The 16,980-nt window shown below is 43.3% G+C and carries 16 protein-coding genes; 7 read left to right on the forward strand and 9 right to left on the reverse strand.

What is annotated here, in order from left to right:
• Positions 1 to 2 precede the first annotated feature (2 nt).
• Both xylG and xylF read right to left on the reverse strand, forming a co-directional pair.
• Positions 3 to 1,517 carry a D-xylose ABC transporter ATP-binding protein gene (gene xylG / locus EL242_RS03160; protein WP_126301468.1) on the reverse strand — a complete coding sequence of 505 codons (1,515 nt, stop codon included), beginning with the start codon at positions 1,515 to 1,517 and terminating at the stop codon, positions 3 to 5.
• A 62-nt stretch (positions 1,518 to 1,579) separates the two neighbouring features.
• On the reverse strand, positions 1,580 to 2,581 hold the full coding sequence (gene xylF, locus EL242_RS03165) for a D-xylose ABC transporter substrate-binding protein (protein ID WP_126301469.1): 1,002 nt from the start codon (positions 2,579 to 2,581) through the stop codon (positions 1,580 to 1,582).
• Between the two features lie 244 nt (positions 2,582 to 2,825).
• Here xylF and xylA point away from each other — a divergent pair, with 244 nt between their 5' ends.
• Together xylA and xylB are read left to right on the forward strand one after the other, a co-directional pair.
• Positions 2,826 to 4,145, forward strand: coding sequence for a xylose isomerase (gene xylA / locus EL242_RS03170; RefSeq protein WP_126301470.1), 1,320 nt, complete (start codon positions 2,826 to 2,828; stop codon positions 4,143 to 4,145).
• A 153-nt stretch (positions 4,146 to 4,298) separates the two neighbouring features.
• Positions 4,299 to 5,744: a xylulokinase gene (gene xylB, locus EL242_RS03175; protein WP_126301471.1), complete on the forward strand. Its 1,446-nt coding sequence runs from the start codon at positions 4,299 to 4,301 to the stop codon at positions 5,742 to 5,744.
• Between the two features lie 61 nt (positions 5,745 to 5,805).
• On the opposite strand, the gene EL242_RS03180 is transcribed toward xylB, so the two are convergent.
• Positions 5,806 to 6,129, reverse strand: a complete 324-nt coding sequence (locus EL242_RS03180; protein WP_126301472.1) for a DMT family transporter — start codon at positions 6,127 to 6,129, stop codon at positions 5,806 to 5,808.
• Between the two features lie 124 nt (positions 6,130 to 6,253).
• Here EL242_RS03180 and EL242_RS03185 point away from each other — a divergent pair, with 124 nt between their 5' ends.
• The gene (locus tag EL242_RS03185) at positions 6,254 to 6,796 is read left to right on the forward strand and encodes an RBBP9/YdeN family alpha/beta hydrolase (protein WP_126301473.1); all 543 of its coding nucleotides are present in this window, start codon (positions 6,254 to 6,256) and stop codon (positions 6,794 to 6,796) included.
• A 170-nt stretch (positions 6,797 to 6,966) separates the two neighbouring features.
• Here EL242_RS03185 and dapF read toward each other — a convergent pair whose 3' ends face one another.
• Positions 6,967 to 7,791: a diaminopimelate epimerase gene (gene dapF / locus EL242_RS03190; RefSeq protein WP_126301474.1), complete on the reverse strand. Its 825-nt coding sequence runs from the start codon at positions 7,789 to 7,791 to the stop codon at positions 6,967 to 6,969.
• A gap of 148 nt (positions 7,792 to 7,939) precedes the next feature.
• On the opposite strand from dapF, the gene EL242_RS03195 reads away from it, so the two are divergent.
• Positions 7,940 to 9,262 (forward strand): anaerobic C4-dicarboxylate transporter, encoded by a 1,323-nt coding sequence (locus EL242_RS03195; protein WP_126301475.1) that lies wholly within the window; start codon positions 7,940 to 7,942, stop codon positions 9,260 to 9,262.
• Between the two features lie 47 nt (positions 9,263 to 9,309).
• Here the strand turns inward: EL242_RS03195 and EL242_RS03200 are convergent, their stop codons facing one another.
• Positions 9,310 to 9,684: a fluoride efflux transporter FluC gene (locus tag EL242_RS03200; RefSeq protein WP_232019686.1), complete on the reverse strand. Its 375-nt coding sequence runs from the start codon at positions 9,682 to 9,684 to the stop codon at positions 9,310 to 9,312.
• 196 nt (positions 9,685 to 9,880) lie between these two features.
• Between EL242_RS03200 and EL242_RS03205 the strand changes: the two genes are divergently transcribed.
• From EL242_RS03205 to EL242_RS03215, 3 genes are all read left to right on the forward strand, one after another.
• Positions 9,881 to 10,666, forward strand: a complete 786-nt coding sequence (locus EL242_RS03205) for an MIP/aquaporin family protein (RefSeq protein ID WP_126301476.1) — start codon at positions 9,881 to 9,883, stop codon at positions 10,664 to 10,666.
• A gap of 3 nt (positions 10,667 to 10,669) precedes the next feature.
• A complete protein-coding gene (glpK, locus tag EL242_RS03210; protein WP_126301477.1) occupies positions 10,670 to 12,181 on the forward strand; it encodes a glycerol kinase GlpK in 1,512 nt (503 codons plus the stop codon).
• Between the two features lie 150 nt (positions 12,182 to 12,331).
• Positions 12,332 to 12,877, forward strand: a complete 546-nt coding sequence (locus EL242_RS03215; RefSeq protein WP_126301478.1) for a carboxymuconolactone decarboxylase family protein — start codon at positions 12,332 to 12,334, stop codon at positions 12,875 to 12,877.
• 120 nt (positions 12,878 to 12,997) lie between these two features.
• Here the strand turns inward: EL242_RS03215 and EL242_RS03220 are convergent, their stop codons facing one another.
• The 4 genes from EL242_RS03220 to EL242_RS03235 form a co-directional block, all read right to left on the reverse strand.
• Positions 12,998 to 14,056 (reverse strand): acyl-CoA dehydrogenase family protein, encoded by a 1,059-nt coding sequence (locus EL242_RS03220; protein ID WP_126301479.1) that lies wholly within the window; start codon positions 14,054 to 14,056, stop codon positions 12,998 to 13,000.
• A gap of 155 nt (positions 14,057 to 14,211) precedes the next feature.
• A complete protein-coding gene (locus EL242_RS03225) occupies positions 14,212 to 14,955 on the reverse strand; it encodes an ABC transporter permease (protein ID WP_126301480.1) in 744 nt (247 codons plus the stop codon).
• Between the two features lie 16 nt (positions 14,956 to 14,971).
• Positions 14,972 to 16,138, reverse strand: coding sequence for an ABC transporter substrate-binding protein (locus EL242_RS03230; protein WP_126301481.1), 1,167 nt, complete (start codon positions 16,136 to 16,138; stop codon positions 14,972 to 14,974).
• 10 nt (positions 16,139 to 16,148) lie between these two features.
• Positions 16,149 to 16,940, reverse strand: coding sequence for an ABC transporter ATP-binding protein (locus EL242_RS03235; RefSeq protein WP_126301482.1), 792 nt, complete (start codon positions 16,938 to 16,940; stop codon positions 16,149 to 16,151).
• Between the last annotated feature and the right edge of the window lie 40 nt (positions 16,941 to 16,980).

The following is a 16,980-nucleotide window of genomic DNA, read 5'->3' on the forward strand; positions in this document are numbered from 1 at the left end:
GGTTACTCCTTGAGTGCCGCTTCCATCACTTTTTCTTGGGTAAGATCTTGGTTAATCAAATCTGCTTTAATTTTGCCTTGGTGCATAACCAATACACGATCACTAATGCCTAAAACTTCAGGTAATTCGGAGGAGATGACGATAATTGCCATACCTTCTTTAGCTAATTGGTTGATGAGCTTATAAATTTCATATTTTGCTCCCACGTCAATGCCACGGGTTGGCTCATCTAAAATTAAGATTTTAGGGCTAAGCAATAGGCATTTTGCCAAAATCGCTTTTTGCTGATTACCGCCACTTAAGCGACCAATTGCTAATTCCGGCGAAGAAGTTTTGACTTTGAGCTTGGCAATCGACTGATTAATAATTGTTTCTTCAAGTGGTTCATTAATTACTTTTTTGCCAAAACAAAATTGCGGCAGTGAAGAGAGGGTTATATTTTTACCCACCCCCATAATGGGAATAATGCCATGTTTTTTGCGATCTTCCGCCACCATTACAATATGATTTTCAATCGCTTGCACACAATTTTTAATTTTAATCGGTTGGTTATGCAGAAAAAGATCACCTTGATATTTTCCTTGGTAAGAACCAAAAATACATTGTGCCATCTCGGTTCGCCCTGAACCGACCAAACCAGCAACCCCTAAAATTTCACCTTGGCGTAGCACAAAATTAGCATTATCAACCCGTTTGATATGTGTATTGGTTGGGTGCCAAGCAGTTAAATTTTCAACTCGAAGGACTTCTTCACCAATATTGTGTGGCTCGTGTGGGTAGAGCGAGGTAATTTCACGCCCAACCATCATCGTAATAATATCGTCTTCACTCATTCCCTCTGCATTGCGAGTACCAATATGTTCGCCGTCTCGAATGACACAGATTTTGTCGGAAATGGCTTTCACTTCATTCAATTTGTGTGAAATATAAACACAAGCAATATTGTGGGCTTGTAAATCTTTAATTAAACTCAGCAGAATCTCGGTCTCTTTTTCAGTTAACGAGGCGGTGGGTTCGTCTAAAATCAACAACCGTACCTGTTTATTCAATGCTTTGGCAATTTCAACTAACTGCTGTTGCCCTAAGCCTAGCTCTCCTACTTTGGTGTTTGGGTCAATATCCAACTGCACTTGTTCAAGTAAGGTTTTACAACGCAGATACATTTCATTGTCATCTGTTATGCCTGAATGGGTAATTTCATTACCTAAAAACATATTCTCCAAAATTGACATATTTTTTACTAAGGTCAATTCTTGGTGAATAATCGAAATACCTTTTTCTTCAGTATCTCTAATATTTTTGGCAATCAGTTTTTCACCGGAAAAATAGATTTCCCCTTCATACTCACCGGCAGGATAAATGCCACATAACACTTTCATTAACGTTGATTTGCCTGAACCATTTTCACCACATAAAGAAAGTATTTCACCGGTTTCAAGGGAAATTGAAATATTATTTAATGCCACAACCTCACCGAATTTTTTGGTGATGTTCTTCATTTCTAATAATTTCGCCATACTTAGCCCCTTATTTTCAAAAATGGCGAGGAAACCTCGCCATTTCGATAAATTAAAGTGATTTATTTATATACTGCATCTTTGGTATGGAAGCCGTCTTTAATCACCGTGTCATCAATATTTTCTTTAGTTACAACAACTGGCTCTAATAAATATGCCGGTACTTCTTTCATACCGTTATTTAATTGAGCATTGCTTTCTACTTTCTCATTTTTACCTAATACAACGGCAATTTCGGCAGCTTTGTCGGCTAAATTGGTAATTGGTTTATACACCGTCATCGTTTGCGTACCGGCAATGATACGTTTAATTGCGGCTAAATCTGCATCTTGTCCAGAAATCGCGACCTTGCCGGATAAGCCTTGAGCACTTAAAGCTTGAATTGCACCGCCTGCGGTTGCATCGTTTGAAGCTACAACTGCATCAATATTATTTTTATTAGCAGTCAGTGCGTTTTCCATAATCTGTAATGCTTTTTCAGCAAGCCAAGAATCTACCCATTGATCGCCCACCACTTTAATTTTTCCACTGTCAATTAACGGTTGTAGCACCTTCATTTGACCTTTACGGAACAGCTTCGCGTTATTATCTACAGGTGAACCACCCATTAGGAAATAATTCCCCTCTGGCTTTTGCTCAACAATACTTTTAGCCTGCAATTCACCTACTTTTTCATTATCAAATGAAACATAAAAATCCACATCAGCATTGTTAATTAAACGGTCGTAAGCAAGTACCTTAACACCTTCTTTTTTCGCCTCAGCAATCACATTGGATAACACTTCTCCGTTAAACGGAATAATCACCAATACGTCAATATCTTTATTCAACATATTCTCAATTTGTGAGATTTGTGCAGTTGCATCACCATTTGCCGATTGAACAAAGACTTTTGCTCCTAAGCTCTCCGCTTTATTCACAAAAATATCTCGGTCTTTTTGCCAACGCTCTAAGCGTAAATCATCAATTGACATACCGATTTTCAAATCTTTAGCAACAGAAGCATTGCTGAGTGCTATTAAAGTCGCCGCAGCAACGGCTAATAATTTAGACTTAAGTTTCATAGTTCACCTCATTGGTTATGAAAATGTGTGAGCATCTTTTTCGCCCGTAAGCAGTCTGGGCTGATTTCAAATGAAGTTCAATTATCATATTTATTAATATCATTATGATTTTTCACTTTTGTGATCTATGCCACATTAACCAATAATCGAAATGAAAAAACGAAATATCGTAATTGAAGCCTTTTGATAATTCTCCGATGATGTTGGCGAAACATTATTTATCCAATTCAGAGGAGCATTGATTATGTCTAACTATTTCGACAAAATCTCAAAAGTACAATATGAAGGGGCAAATTCCACCAACCCGTTTGCATTCAAACATTACAATCCAAATGAAGTGATTTTAGGCAAAACGATGGCAGAGCATCTACGTTTAGCAGTCTGTTACTGGCATACCTTCTGCTGGACTGGGAATGATATGTTCGGTGTCGGTTCTCTTGATAGAAGCTGGCAAAAAAACGGCGATTTACTGCAAGGTGCGAAACAAAAAGCGGAAATCGCCTTTGAATTTTTCCAAAAACTAGGTATTCCTTACTACTGTTTCCACGATGTGGATGTTGCGCCAGAAGGCAACAGTTTCAAAGAATATCAGCACAATTTCAACACTATTGTGGATATTTTAGAGCAAAAACAAGCTGAAACAGGCGTGAAATTATTATGGGGTACGGCGAACTGCTTTACCAACCCTCGCTATATGTCGGGTGCTTCAACCAATCCGAATCCGGAAGTCTTTGCCTGGGCGGCGGCACAAGTCTTTACCGCAATGAACGCAACCAAACGCTTAGGTGGCGAAAATTATGTATTATGGGGCGGACGTGAAGGTTATGAAACCTTACTCAATACCGACTTAAAACGTGAGCGTGAACAAATCGGTCGCTTTATGCAGTTAGTGGTAGAGCATAAACACAAAATCGGTTTTAACGGCACTTTATTAATTGAGCCAAAACCGCAAGAACCGACCAAACATCAATATGACTACGATGTTGCCACCGTTTACGGTTTCTTAAAACAGTTTGGTCTAGAAAAAGAGATCAAAGTAAACATTGAAGCAAACCACGCAACCCTTGCAGGACATACTTTCCAACACGAAATTGCCACTGCAACAGCATTAGATATTTTCGGCTCTATCGATGCGAACCGTGGCGATCCGCAATTAGGCTGGGATACCGACCAATTCCCGAACAGCGTGGAAGAAAACACCCTTGTGATGTATGAAATCTTAAAAGCAGGCGGTTTCACGACAGGTGGTTTCAACTTTGATGCGAAAATCCGCCGCCAGAGTACCGATCCGTATGATCTATTCCACGCACACATCGGGGCGATTGATGTGTTAGCCCTTTCACTCAAACGTGCAGCGAAAATGATTGAAGACCAAGCATTGCAAAAAGTGGTGGATAACCGTTATGCAGGCTGGAACAAAGACTTAGGTCAGCAAATTCTAAACGGTAAAGCAAGTTTAGAAGAGTTAGCGAAAATTGTGGAAACCCAAAGTTTAGATCCGAAACCTGTTTCAGGCCAGCAAGAATACTTAGAAAACTTGGTAAATAGCTATATTTACCGTTAATCTACAAGCGGTTGTTTTTTTATCAATTTTTTGCAAAGTTAAGCTCGATCTGATTCCCCTCTTTGCTAAAGAGGGGTGATAGATCTCCAAAACTTAAAATTGCAAATGTTCCGAATAAAATGACCGCTTGTATTCAATAACAAAGGAATATTTATGTACATTGGAATCGATCTCGGCACATCGGGTGTAAAAGTCGTGTTACTCGATGAAAATCAACACATTATTGCCATCACACAAAAATCACTGCCTATTTCCCGCCCGCAGCCATTATGGTCTGAACAAAATCCGCAAGATTGGTGGAATGCCACCAATGAAGCAATGTTTGAACTAGCCTCTCAACAGGATTTAAGCGGTGTCAAAGCCATCGGTTTAACAGGGCAAATGCACGGAGCAACCTTGTTAGACAGTGCGGACAATGTGCTTTCCCCAGCTATTTTATGGAACGATGGTCGCAGTTTTGCGGAATGTGAAGAGTTAGAACAACTTGTGCCGAATAGCCGTGAAATCACAGGCAACCTGATGATGCCGGGCTTTACCGCTCCGAAGTTGCGTTGGGTTGATAAGCACCTGCCCGATATTGCCGAAAAAGTCAGCAAAGTATTGCTGCCGAAAGATTATCTCCGCTTGTTAATGAGCGGCGAATATGCCTCTGATATGTCCGATGCCTCCGGCACAATGTGGCTTGATGTGGGTAAACGGGATTGGAACAAATCGTTACTAAACGCTTGTGGGTTAGACATTGAAAATATGCCGAAACTGTTTGAAGGCAATCAAATCACAGGTTATTTACGCCCAACCCTTGCCGAGCAATGGAAAATGAAATCCGTGCCGATTGTGGCAGGTGGCGGTGATAATGCTGCCGGTGCAATCGGCATCGGCTTATACCAAACAGGGCAAGCGATGCTCTCGCTCGGTACATCAGGCGTTTATTTTGTGGTGAGCGATAAATTCCACGCTAATCCGCAAAAAGCGGTTCACAGTTTCTGCCACGCCTTACCAGACCGCTGGCATTTGATGTCAGTGATTTTAAGTGCCGCTTCTGCGGTGGATTGGGCGGTAAAATCATTAGGGTTTAAAGATATATCAACCTTATTCCAACAGGTTGAAGCAAGCCAAACGGCATCTGATGCTATTTTTTTACCGTATTTATCGGGTGAGCGTACGCCGCATAACGATCCTTACGCCAAAGGCATATTCTGGGGATTAAGTCATAACGATAACCAAGTTACAATGGCAAAAGCTGTGATTGAAGGGGTAAGTTTCGCTTTAGCTGAAGGGATTGAGGTACTCCACGAAACAGGTGTGGTTGCTGACAATATTGCATTAATTGGCGGTGGAGCAAAAAGTGCTTACTGGCGACAGCTACTTGCCGATATTAGCGGTAAAACCTTTGAATACCGCACCGGTGGCGATGTCGGTCCTGCATTAGGGGCTGCAAAACTCGCTCAAATTGCGTTAAACCCAAATCAGGATATTGCCTCGTTCTGCCAGCCGTTACCATTAGAACAGGTTTACCAACCAACCCCTGCCCGCTATGCAGAATATCAACAAAAACGCCAAAAATTTACTGAGCTTTACCGGCGGTTGAAGGGGTTATAATTCTTGCCAACTATTACAAGCGGTTGATTTTGCAGAGTTTTTGTAAAATCAACCGCTTGTATCACACCTTGGAAAATAAATTAATTACCAATACGCCAGCTAAAATTAAGGCAATACCAATTAAGCCTGCTAGGTCAATTTTCTGTCCGAAGGCAAAATAAGCGACAATGGCGGTAAGTACAATCCCTACGCCGGACCAAATAGCGTACACAATTCCAACCGGCAGGGTACGGAAGATAATCGAGAGAAAGTAAAAGGATAACCCGTACAAGGCGAGTGAGCCAATAGTCGGAACGGCTTTGGTGAAACCGTTGCTTAATTTGAGTAAATTGGTGGCAGCGATTTCGAGGCAGATGGAAATCGCAAGTAAAATCCAAACGTTCATTGATGACCTCTGTTGCGTAAATGCGTGCTATTTTATCCGAGTTGCAAAAAAATTTAAAAAAATCACCGCTTGTTTTTTCCTGATTAAGCTATGGTACAATCTTTTGGAAATCAGGAGGTGTGAAATGGCACAGGTTTATATTGTACACGGTTATACGGCGAATGCTGATAAGCATTGGTTTCCTTGGCTGGAGCAGGAACTTGAAAAATGCGGCGTAAGCTGCGAGCGGCTGAATATGCCGGATTCAGCAAATCCGTCGTTAGATGGTTGGTTAAATCATCTTGCACAAAAGGTGGAGCTGACCGATCAAACGGTTTTTGTCGGGCATAGTTTAGGTTGCATTGCCATTTTGAATTTTTTAGCCAAAAATTACGCCAAGATTAAAGGGGCGGTGTTTGTGTCGGGGTTCTATCAACCGGTAGAAAACTTACCCGAACTGTCTGCCTTTACCAACTATTATGCGATTTTGCCGAGCGTATCGAGCTTTCCAAGCTATGTGGTAAGTGCGTTAGATGATAAGGTCGTGAATCACCAATACAGTGATGCGTTAGCCCAACATTTGCACGCGGATTATATTCGGCTAAATCAAGGCGGGCATTTTTTGGATCGAGAAGGTGTTACCGAATTGCCGGTGGTGTTGGAGTTGGTGAAAAAGTTGCTTGCGTAAAACTGTTTTGGTACAAGCGAGGACGCTTGCACCATCTATAAATTGAATTTAAACAAAAGTTATACATCAGTCTGATAGTGCCAGCGTCCACGCTGGTACTTTTGTATAAACCAACCCTATTTTGCAAAAAAACGGTAAAAATAAACCGCTTGTCTCCCCTATGGGAAAACTTACAGTTTAATAAACCCATCATAAATATGGGTGGCATCGCCGGTCATATACAGCGGGTGCCCTATCCCTTGCCATTCAATGATCAGCGTTCCACCGGGTAAATCCACCTGCACTTTGTTATCTAACAAGCCTTGCATAATGCCGACTGCCACCGTGCCGCACGCACCGCTGCCACAGGCTTGGGTTTCACCTGCTCCTCGTTCATACACCCGTAATTTAACGTGGTTACGATTCACCACTTGCATAAAGCTGATGTTCGCTCGTTCAGGAAAACGCTCGTGGCTTTCCAGCAACGGTCCAAGTTCATTTACCGGGGCGGTTTTCACATCTTCCACTTGCAACACGCAGTGTGGGTTCCCCATTGAAACCACGCCACATAGCACGGTTTGTAGCTCAGTGCGTAAAATATAGTTTTTCTCAAATTTATTTGCGGTAAAAGGCACTTGCGAAGGTTCCCAAATCGGTTCGCCCATATTCACACGCACTTTGCCGTCTTCTTGCAAACTTAGCACCATTTTGCCTTTTGCGGTGCTAACGTGAATGTCTTTTTTGTTGGTTAAGCCTTTGAGCGTAACAAACCGGGCAAAACATCTCGCCCCATTGCCACATTGCGATACCTCACTGCCGTCTGCATTAAAAATACGGTAGTGAAAATCTAATTCAGGGTCGTAAGGCGGTTCAACCAATAAAAGTTGGTCGAAACCGATACCACGATGGCGATCTGAGAGCGTGCGGATCATCTCTTCAGTAAGGTAAACGTTTTGGGTTACGCCATCAACCACCATAAAATCATTGCCTAAGCCGTGCATTTTTGAAAATTGCATATTTTTCCTTAATTAATTAGAAATTTTATTGATTTAGATTATAGAGATTAGTTTTATTTATTGATATAGTACGCGCCGATTAATTTGATGAAAAATGCAGATTTTTTCAAACACAGAGTTTCATTTACTTATTTAGGAGCAAAAAATTATGTCTGCGATGTTTATTATCCAATTTGCCATAGTGTTACTATGCATTTTGGTTGGCGCCCGTGTGGGTGGAATTGGATTAGGGGTGTTTGGTGGCTTGGGCTTAGCCATTCTCTCATTTGGCTTTGGTTTAAAACCTGCTGGCTTACCGATTGATGTAATGTTTATGATTATGGCGGTTGTATCGGCTGCAGCAGCCATGCAAGCAGCCGGTGGTTTGGACTATATGATCAAAATTGCCACTCGCATTTTGCGTAAAAACCCGAAATACATTACCTTTATCGCACCGCTTGTAACTTGGACATTTACCGTGCTTGCCGGTACAGGTCACGTTGCCTATTCAGTATTGCCGGTAATTGCAGAGGTGAGCCGCCACAACGGCATTCGCCCTGAACGCCCACTCTCTATGGCAGTTATCGCCTCACAATTTGCGATTGTAGCCAGCCCGATTGCCGCGGCAGTAGTCGCAGTGGTTGCCTTCCTTGAACCGCAAGGTATTACATTGGGTAACGTATTAAGTGTGACTATTCCTGCGACCTTATTAGGCTTAGGTTTAGCTTGTGTATTTGTGAATAAAATGGGTAAGGAATTAAAAGATGACCCAAATTATCAACGCTTATTACAAGACCCTGAATATGTGAAAGAAAATCACATTACTGCCAATCCAACCGAATTACCGTTAAAACCGACTGCGAAATTATCAGTAGGCTTATTCCTATTCGGTGCATTATTAGTGGTATTAATGGGCGCAATTCCAGCTCTTCGCCCTGTGTTTGATGGTAAGCCGATGGGTATGGCTCACACCATTGAAATCGTGATGTTAAGTATTGGTGCGTTGATTATTCTTACCTGTAAACCGGACGGCAATGAAATCACTAAAGGTTCTGTCTTCCACGCCGGTATGCGTGCGGTAATTGCCATTTTCGGTATTGCTTGGTTAGGTGATACCTTAATGCAAGGCCATATGGATGAAGTGAAATCAATGGTGTCAGGCTTAGTTGAAACCGCACCTTGGGCATTTGCTTTCGCATTATTCGTACTTTCCGTATTGGTAAACAGCCAAGGGGCAACGGTTGCAACCTTATTCCCTGTAGCGATTGCTATCGGCATTCCTGCACCGGTGCTAATCGGGGTATTTGTGGCGGTAAACGGCTACTTCTTCATTCCGAACTACGGCCCGATTATTGCCTCGATTGACTTCGACACCACCGGCACAACCCGTATCGGTAAATATATTTTCAACCATAGCTTTATGTTACCGGGCTTACTTAGTATGATTTTCAGTATCGGATTTGGTTTATTACTTTCCAATATCCTACTTTAATCGCTCGCAAAACCTCCCGCTTGGGAGGTTTTTCATTTGCAAAACCTTCAGCAAAAACGACCGCTTGTAACGGCTCTTGCAAGCATTACACCTATCAAAGTAAGCAAAAGCCCACCGATTAAATGTAAGCTCAGCACTGTCACAAACTGCCCCCATTTTTCTGCTAATAGTTTTTCCGTTAGTTCTAAAGAGAAACTGGAAAAGGTGGTAAAACTGCCTAAAAAACCGATGATGAACAGCAACCGCTGGCTCTCGCCTAAGTTAAACCCCATTGCGATACCAATTAACAAACAACCAAGCCAATTTGCCGCTAAAGTACCAAAGGCGAATTGGCTGAGTATCGGGTTTAGCCAAACGGCTAATTGCCAGCGGCACATAGCTCCAAGTACCGCCCCGATTGAAATCATAAGTATTGAAGACATCATTTTCCTCATCTAACGTTTTCTCACATCATACCTAAAAATGAGTGATTTAGAAAAATAATGTGATGGATTTCACAAATTTGAAACTTCCTATTTGCTTAAAAAATGCCGCTTTGGCAATATCACTCCGAAATATGTTCATATTCAAACATTTTTTCATCACTTTCCAATCATTTTCATCTTAAGGAGAAACTTTATGAGCAAATCCTTACGTAATGCCTGTATTGGCGAATTTATCGGTACAGGTTTTATTCTTTTCTTTGGTGCTGGTTGTGTTGCTGCTGCTCAGGTAGCCGGTGCGAATTTCGGTTTATGGGAAATTTCCATCGTTTGGGGGCTTGGTGTTTCCATGGCAATCTACATTTCTGCCGGTATTTCCGGTGCTCACCTTAACCCTGCGGTCACTATAGCACTTGCCGCATTCTACGGCTTTGAAAAGCATAAAATTTTGCCCTATGTCATCGCCCAAGTTGCCGGAGCGTTTTGCTCTGTCGCACTGATTTATTTTATGTATAGCGATCTCTTTACTGCCGCCGAAGCCGCTCAAGGCATTACTCGGGGCGAGACGGTCGGCTTTGCCGGTGTTTTCTCGACCTATCCAAATCCGAATATTACACTGCTCACTGCTTTCATCGTCGAATTTGCGATTACTGCGGTGTTGATGTCCACCATTTTAGCGATTGGTGATGACAAAAACGGCTTGCCGAATAAAGCCTTAGCCGCATTACTCATCGGTTTATTGATTGCGGTAATTGGTGGAGCAACCGGCCCGTTAACCGGCTTTGCGATGAACCCGGCTCGTGATTTTGGTCCGAAACTCTTTGCTTATCTTGCCGGTTGGGGTGAAATTGCTTTAACAGGCGGAAAAGAAATTCCGTATTTCATCATTCCGATTGTCGCTCCAATCTGTGGTGCATTATTCGGTGCTTGGGGCTATAAAAATCTTATTCACAAAAACCTTCCGGCAAATACTCAGGAGTAATCTATGGAAAAACAATACATCATCGCTCTCGACCAAGGTACAACCAGCTCTCGTGCGGTTTTATTGGATAAAAATGCCAATGTGGTTGAAGTGGCTCAGCGTGAATTTACCCAGATTTATCCGCAAGCAGGCTGGGTGGAACATAACCCGATGGAAATTTGGTCAAGCCAAAGCTCGACCTTAAATGAAGTGGTGGCAAAAGCCGGTATTAAACCGGATAGTATTGCCGCAATCGGGATCACAAACCAACGTGAAACCACGATTGTATGGGAAAAAGAGACCGGCAAACCGGTTTATAATGCGATTGTGTGGCAATGTCGCCGTACATCCGATATCACCGATAAATTAAAAGCAGACGGACACGAAGAATATATTCGTAAAACGACCGGCTTGGTGGTCGATCCGTACTTCTCCGGCACTAAAGTGAAGTGGATTTTAGATAACGTAGAAGGGGCAAGAGAAAAAGCGGAACGTGGCGAATTGCTGTTCGGTACGGTTGATACTTGGTTGGTGTGGAAATTAACCCAAGGGCGGGTACACGTGACCGATTACACCAACGCCTCTCGTACTATGTTGTTTAACATTCACACCAAACAATGGGACGACAAAATGTTGGAATTGCTCAATATTCCACGCTCAATGTTGCCTGAAGTGAAAAATTCATCGGAGGTTTACGGTCAAACCAATATCGGTGGTCAAGGTGGTGTGCGTATTCCGGTATCAGGTATTGCCGGAGACCAACAAGCGGCTCTTTACGGTCACTTATGTGTGAAAGAGGGGCAAGCGAAAAATACCTACGGCACAGGTTGTTTTATGTTGATGCACACCGGTAATACTGCAATTCAATCTGAAAACGGTTTATTAACTACCATTGCCTGTAACGCAAAAGGCGAGCCGGAATATGCGTTGGAAGGCTCAGTATTTATTGCCGGTGCGTCTATTCAATGGCTGCGTGATGAGCTGAAAATTGTTCACGATAGTTTTGACAGCGAATATTTCGCCACTAAAGAAGATGACTCTAACGGCGTTTATGTTGTGCCTGCCTTCACCGGCTTAGGTGCTCCATATTGGGATCCGTATGCACGCGGTTCTATCTTTGGCTTAACACGTGGAGCAAACCGCAACCACATTGTGCGTGCGACCTTAGAGTCCATCGCTTACCAAACCCGCGATGTATTAGAAGCAATGCAATCTGACTCCAAAGCGAAACTGCAAGCACTACGTGTGGACGGTGGAGCAACCGCAAACAATTTCTTAATGCAGTTCCAAGCCGATATTTTAGACACTAAAGTTGAGCGTCCGAAAGTTAAAGAAGTTACCGCATTAGGGGCAGCTTATCTTGCCGGTATTGCTGTCGGCTTCTGGAAAGATTTGGAAGAACTGAAAGACAAAGCGGAAATTGAACGCACTTTCACCCCAGACGGCGACCAAGAAAAACGAGCTAAACGCTATAAAGGCTGGAAAAAAGCTGTTCGCCGCTCATTAGAATGGGCGAAAGAAGACGCAGAAGAGTAAAACTCAACCTGTGCATAAACAGAGGGAGTATAGGTGACTATACTCCCTTTAAGATCTTTTAGTTATATTAAATAGTGATTTTGATTTGTTCTGTCTTAGCCTTTTCTTTATGATCAGCCACATCAATAAACCACCTGATAAGGAACATTTATGTCTAAATTTCAAATTCACACTATTGAATCCGCCCCTGAAGCGGCACAAGAAGCCCTAAAAGCAGTACAACAAGCAAACGGCTTTATCCCAAACCTCATCGGCGTATTAGCCAACGCTCCCACTGCACTAGAAACTTACCGCACCGTGGGGGGTATTAACGGGCGTAACAGCTTAACTGCCGAAGAACGTGAAGTGGTGCAAATCACCGCAGCAGTGGTCAATGGCTGTGGATTCTGTGTGGCAGGTCATACTAAAATTGCCTTAAAAGCATTAAAAATGCCTGAAGAAGTAGTGAACGCATTGCGTGCTACTGCTCGCATTGATGCAGACGACAAACTAGATACTTTAGCTCGCTTTACACTTGCGGTAATTTTACAAAAAGCCAAATTAACCGAAGTCCAATTAAACGAATTTTTCGCTGCCGGTTACAACCAACAAAATGCGATTGATGTGATTTTAGGCGTGAGCTTGGCAACATTATGTAACTACGTTAACAATATTGCCGAAACCCCAATCAACCCTGAATTGCAACCTTTTGCTTAATCTTTCGCTGAATAAAATTAAAAAAGGTAAGGTACAGAATATGCCTTACCTTTTCTTTTTCAAGCGGTCGAATTTCACTAATTTTTTACATTATAGGGCAACAATGTTGCCCCGATATTTTTAACAATTTGCCAATACTAACCGCAGTTGCACTGCACTTGGGGTCACTACCGGTAAGAATGCTGCCTCTTTCCAACGGCGGCTAAAGCCTGAAGTGTCACTTTTTAAATAGCCTTTCCCACCGCTGGCTTGTAATTCAAGCAGAATCGTTTTTGCGACTACATCGACAATCTCGATTCGGACTTTAAACAGCTCTTTAGGGTTGCATACAAAATAGCCATCTTCATTTAAGCCATTGAATAATCGGTTTTTTATATCATTGAGTGCATCAACTTGTTCTTGCCATTCTGCACTTAGCATTGGGCGGAACGAGAGCGATTTTTCAATTTCCGCTAAACTGGTTTCAACCAAGCCAAACGGTAATCCAAACTGTAATCCTAAAAATGCAGGACGGGTTTGGGCTAAAAATTCAGGAGCATTATCGGACAAAATCCACTCTTCTTTTAATTCCACATTATCAAACACTAAAGCGGTGGTGTTTGTGCCTTGTAATGCCATAAATTCCAATTCTTTGGTGCGGGTTAAGCCTTTGGCGGTAGAGGGAATTGCAATCACCAGCGGTTTGCGTTCGTCTTGAAAACCGGCAACAAAGCTGGCAACAAAGCGGTCTGAACGTAAATTTGTCACCCAAGGTAAGCGACCGTTTAAATAACGCTTGCCGTTTTGCTCGGAAATACTCACATTCAGCTCTTCAATGCCTGAAAGAAATTTCATCGCATTGGATAAGCCTGTTCCGGCGGTTAAGTTACCGCTTAATAAATCACTCAAATAGGTTTCACGTGGAATCGGGTTTTGGGAGAGAATGATATGTTCGATAAAGGTACGATGTCCCCAAGAGACAAAAGCCGCCGCAAGCGAATGATTGCCAAGTTCGGTAATGGCTTTAATTGCATCAACCAAATTGCCACCACTACCGCCAAGCGTTTCCGGCACGCCGATTTTATATAGCCCTTGTGCGGCAATTTGAGGAATGAGTAAATCCGCTCGTTCGTTAGATTGATCTAAATTTTCGGCGTTCTCCTGAAGCCACTGAATAAAAGAAGATGAAAGAACCGACATTGTGTTTACCTCATATAATTAGCTAGATTTGTCGCTATCTTAATCCGCTTTTTTATGCCCTAGAAATAAAATAAATTAAGGTAATATGCTTTTTTGGAATAAAACAAGCGGTCGATTTTTTGCAAAAAAATGCAATATTTCGACCGCTTGTGAATTTATCTGCCTCCTTTGGCTAAAGCCAAGCGGATTAAGCTATCCAACGCCCAGCCGATTAAACCGATAATCACAATTACCGCCATCAATTCAGAATAAGCAAGCCTGTCTCGGGTGTCTAAAATAAAATAGCCGAGTCCTTGATTCACGCCTAGCATTTCGCACGGTACCAGCACCACCCACGCAATCCCAACCGCCACACGCAAGCCGGTGAGAACATGTCCGGTAATAGCCGGCACAACAATTTTGCATAGGAGTTCTTTGCGGGTAGCCGACATTACTCTACCGAGTTGCAACCATTGCGGTTCAATGCTTTTCACCCCAGAGGTAGTAGAAATAATCAACGACCAAACGGTGGCAAATGCCAGTAAAAAATAAATCGGCAAATCGCCTACGCCAAGTAACATCACGATAATCGGCATCCACGAAAGGGGCGAAATCATACGCAGTAGTTGGAATGAGGGCGTGCAGAGCATTTCAAGGTGCTTGGAGAAACCGAGCAATAACCCCAGCGGTACGCCAATCACTAACGCTACAAGCAACCCTACTGCGATACGTTGCAAACTCGCCCATAAGTGCGGAAAAATTTCACCGGAAAAAATCAGCCAAGTCAGACTCTCCCACGTTTTTGCCGGAGCTAACATTGACGCCATCGGCAACCGTTGGCTTAACAAGGCTGTGCCAAATTGCCAGCCTAAAAGCAGAAGTAATAAACCGGCTAAACCGTAAAGATATTTTTGTTTCATCGCTAATTCCTATCGTCTATACGCTGATTTGCTCGGTTCTTGTCCAACCGGCTTGTAAATTAAAGGTTTCAATCCAACCGCCTTGCTCTATCGCTTTTCGCACAAAGGTCGGCTCGTTAATTGCTTTGGCTGCCTCTGTTGGGTCAAGCTGTTGCAAAAACGCATTATTGCCGGCGATGTGGGTTTGTTTGAGCATCTTGACCAGCTCTTCCATATAGGAATCGAACGGATACGGCTGAAAGCCGATTCGCTGTTGGTGCCATTGAGGGTTTTGAATCGCCCCTGTTTCGATATATTTATCCCACTGTGCTTGGGTTGGGGTAAGCACCTTTTCCAGCACTTTTTGATCGTGCGGCGTGTAGCCGCTGCCCCGAGCCAATAATTGAGCGGTTTCTGCACGGTTGGCAAGCGTGAACACCTGGGCTTCGGTTAAGGCATTTACCACTTTTTGCACCCATTCCGGGCGGTGTTGAATATCGTATTCGTGCATTAAGGTCAAACAGCAGGCGTGATCTTTCCATACATCACCACTAAAACGCAGCACCTTCCCCACGCCTTTGGCTTCCGCTAACGCATTGAACGGCTCTGCCACAATAAAGCCGGAAATTGCCTCACTTGCCAACGCTGCCACCATATCTGACGGAGCCATTACACTTAATCGCACTTCACCGCTGCTCGGCTCTTTTTCGGTGATTTTCAAGCCATTTTCCCGTAATAATCGTTGCAAAACGATATTATGAATCGAATACCAAAACGGAATTGCTACCGTTTTGCCGGAGAGTTCGGCAATACTGTTGATTTCAGGCCGAACCGTTAAAGCAGAACCGGCTAAATGATTCCACATTACTGCTTTCACCGGAGCATTAGCACCATATTTTGCCCATAAGCTCATTGGCGAGAGCAAGTGAACCACGTTCACATTACCGCTCAAAAAAGCCTCCACCAACTGAGCCCAACTGCGGAACATCACCGGTTTTTCCACCTGCACACCGTGCTTTTCAAATAAGCCTTTGGCGTGAGCAACTAACAGCGGTGTAGCATCAGTAATCGGCAAGTAGCCGATAACAAGCGGTCGATTTTCGGCATTTTTTTGCACCTGCTCACAGGCTTGGATTAACGGCAAACTGCCTGCAAGGGAAAACAGGCTGAGCAGTTTCATAAAATCTCTACGTTGCTGATCCATCACTTTCTCCTTAAATCACAAAATCAACCGTCTGCTCTTGCAGCGTTCGTTGCTGAGCCTGTCTAAGCGTGTGTAAAATCTCGACCCTAATAGGGTTCAAACTCAATAAATCAGTACGAGGGAATGGATCAGATAAATGCCATTTCCCAACAATATGGGCTTTGTCTCCGCCAAGCAATAACACATCATCTGACACCAATAAGGCTTCATCAATATCGTGTGTTACCATTATCGCTGCCACATTATAGTGGCGGACAATGTCGTGTAACAATGCTTGCATTTGGCTACGAATCACTTCATCAAGGGCTGAAAACGGCTCATCTAATAAAATCACTTTCGGCTGACGAGCCAACGCTCGAGCTAGATTCACCCTCTGTGCCATACCACCGGAGAGTTCGTGGGGCATTAAGTCGATTGCCTCACGCAAGCCCACCTCTTCCAACGCCGATTCCACCCGATGCTGAATCTCGGCTTTGCTCAAGGGCGAACGGCATTGAAAATCTAAACCGAATGCCACATTATTTCGCACCGAAAGCCAAGGCAACAAGGTCGCCGATTGAAATACAAAGCCTACATCTGGGTGCGGCTGATGGATTTTCTCCCCGAATAACGCCACCTCTCCTCTTAAGGGTTTATCCAATCCGCTGACCACCCGCAACAGCGAGGACTTCCCCACTCCACTCGGCCCGAGAATCGAGGTTAAAGTGCCGCTTTCTACGTTAAAAGCGACATCATGCAAAATGGTCTTGGTTTGCTGATTTTTGCGGTAGCCAAGAGAAAGATTAGTAATGCTTAGGCTCATAAATCCCCTTTTCTAGTTCAATCTAATGGAATGAAAATAG

This window comes from Mannheimia haemolytica (assembly GCA_900638155.1).
Classification (GTDB): Bacteria; Pseudomonadota; Gammaproteobacteria; order Enterobacterales; family Pasteurellaceae; genus Mannheimia; species Mannheimia glucosida.

Excerpts from the sequence above, each read along its gene's own strand:
- xylG (WP_126301468.1), bottom strand. The coding sequence starts at position 1,517 with ATGGCGAAATTATTAGAAATGAAGAACATCACCAAAAAATTCGGTGAG.
- xylF (WP_126301469.1), bottom strand. The coding sequence starts at position 2,581 with ATGAAACTTAAGTCTAAATTATTAGCCGTTGCTGCGGCGACTTTAATA.
- xylA (WP_126301470.1), top strand. The coding sequence starts at position 2,826 with ATGTCTAACTATTTCGACAAAATCTCAAAAGTACAATATGAAGGGGCA.
- xylB (WP_126301471.1), top strand. The coding sequence starts at position 4,299 with ATGTACATTGGAATCGATCTCGGCACATCGGGTGTAAAAGTCGTGTTA.
- EL242_RS03180 (WP_126301472.1), bottom strand. The coding sequence starts at position 6,129 with ATGAACGTTTGGATTTTACTTGCGATTTCCATCTGCCTCGAAATCGCT.
- EL242_RS03185 (WP_126301473.1), top strand. The coding sequence starts at position 6,254 with ATGGCACAGGTTTATATTGTACACGGTTATACGGCGAATGCTGATAAG.
- dapF (WP_126301474.1), bottom strand. The coding sequence starts at position 7,791 with ATGCAATTTTCAAAAATGCACGGCTTAGGCAATGATTTTATGGTGGTT.
- EL242_RS03195 (WP_126301475.1), top strand. The coding sequence starts at position 7,940 with ATGTCTGCGATGTTTATTATCCAATTTGCCATAGTGTTACTATGCATT.
- EL242_RS03200 (WP_232019686.1), bottom strand. The coding sequence starts at position 9,684 with ATGTCTTCAATACTTATGATTTCAATCGGGGCGGTACTTGGAGCTATG.
- EL242_RS03205 (WP_126301476.1), top strand. The coding sequence starts at position 9,881 with ATGAGCAAATCCTTACGTAATGCCTGTATTGGCGAATTTATCGGTACA.
- glpK (WP_126301477.1), top strand. The coding sequence starts at position 10,670 with ATGGAAAAACAATACATCATCGCTCTCGACCAAGGTACAACCAGCTCT.
- EL242_RS03215 (WP_126301478.1), top strand. The coding sequence starts at position 12,332 with ATGTCTAAATTTCAAATTCACACTATTGAATCCGCCCCTGAAGCGGCA.
- EL242_RS03220 (WP_126301479.1), bottom strand. The coding sequence starts at position 14,056 with ATGTCGGTTCTTTCATCTTCTTTTATTCAGTGGCTTCAGGAGAACGCC.
- EL242_RS03225 (WP_126301480.1), bottom strand. The coding sequence starts at position 14,955 with ATGAAACAAAAATATCTTTACGGTTTAGCCGGTTTATTACTTCTGCTT.
- EL242_RS03230 (WP_126301481.1), bottom strand. The coding sequence starts at position 16,138 with ATGGATCAGCAACGTAGAGATTTTATGAAACTGCTCAGCCTGTTTTCC.
- EL242_RS03235 (WP_126301482.1), bottom strand. The coding sequence starts at position 16,940 with ATGAGCCTAAGCATTACTAATCTTTCTCTTGGCTACCGCAAAAATCAG.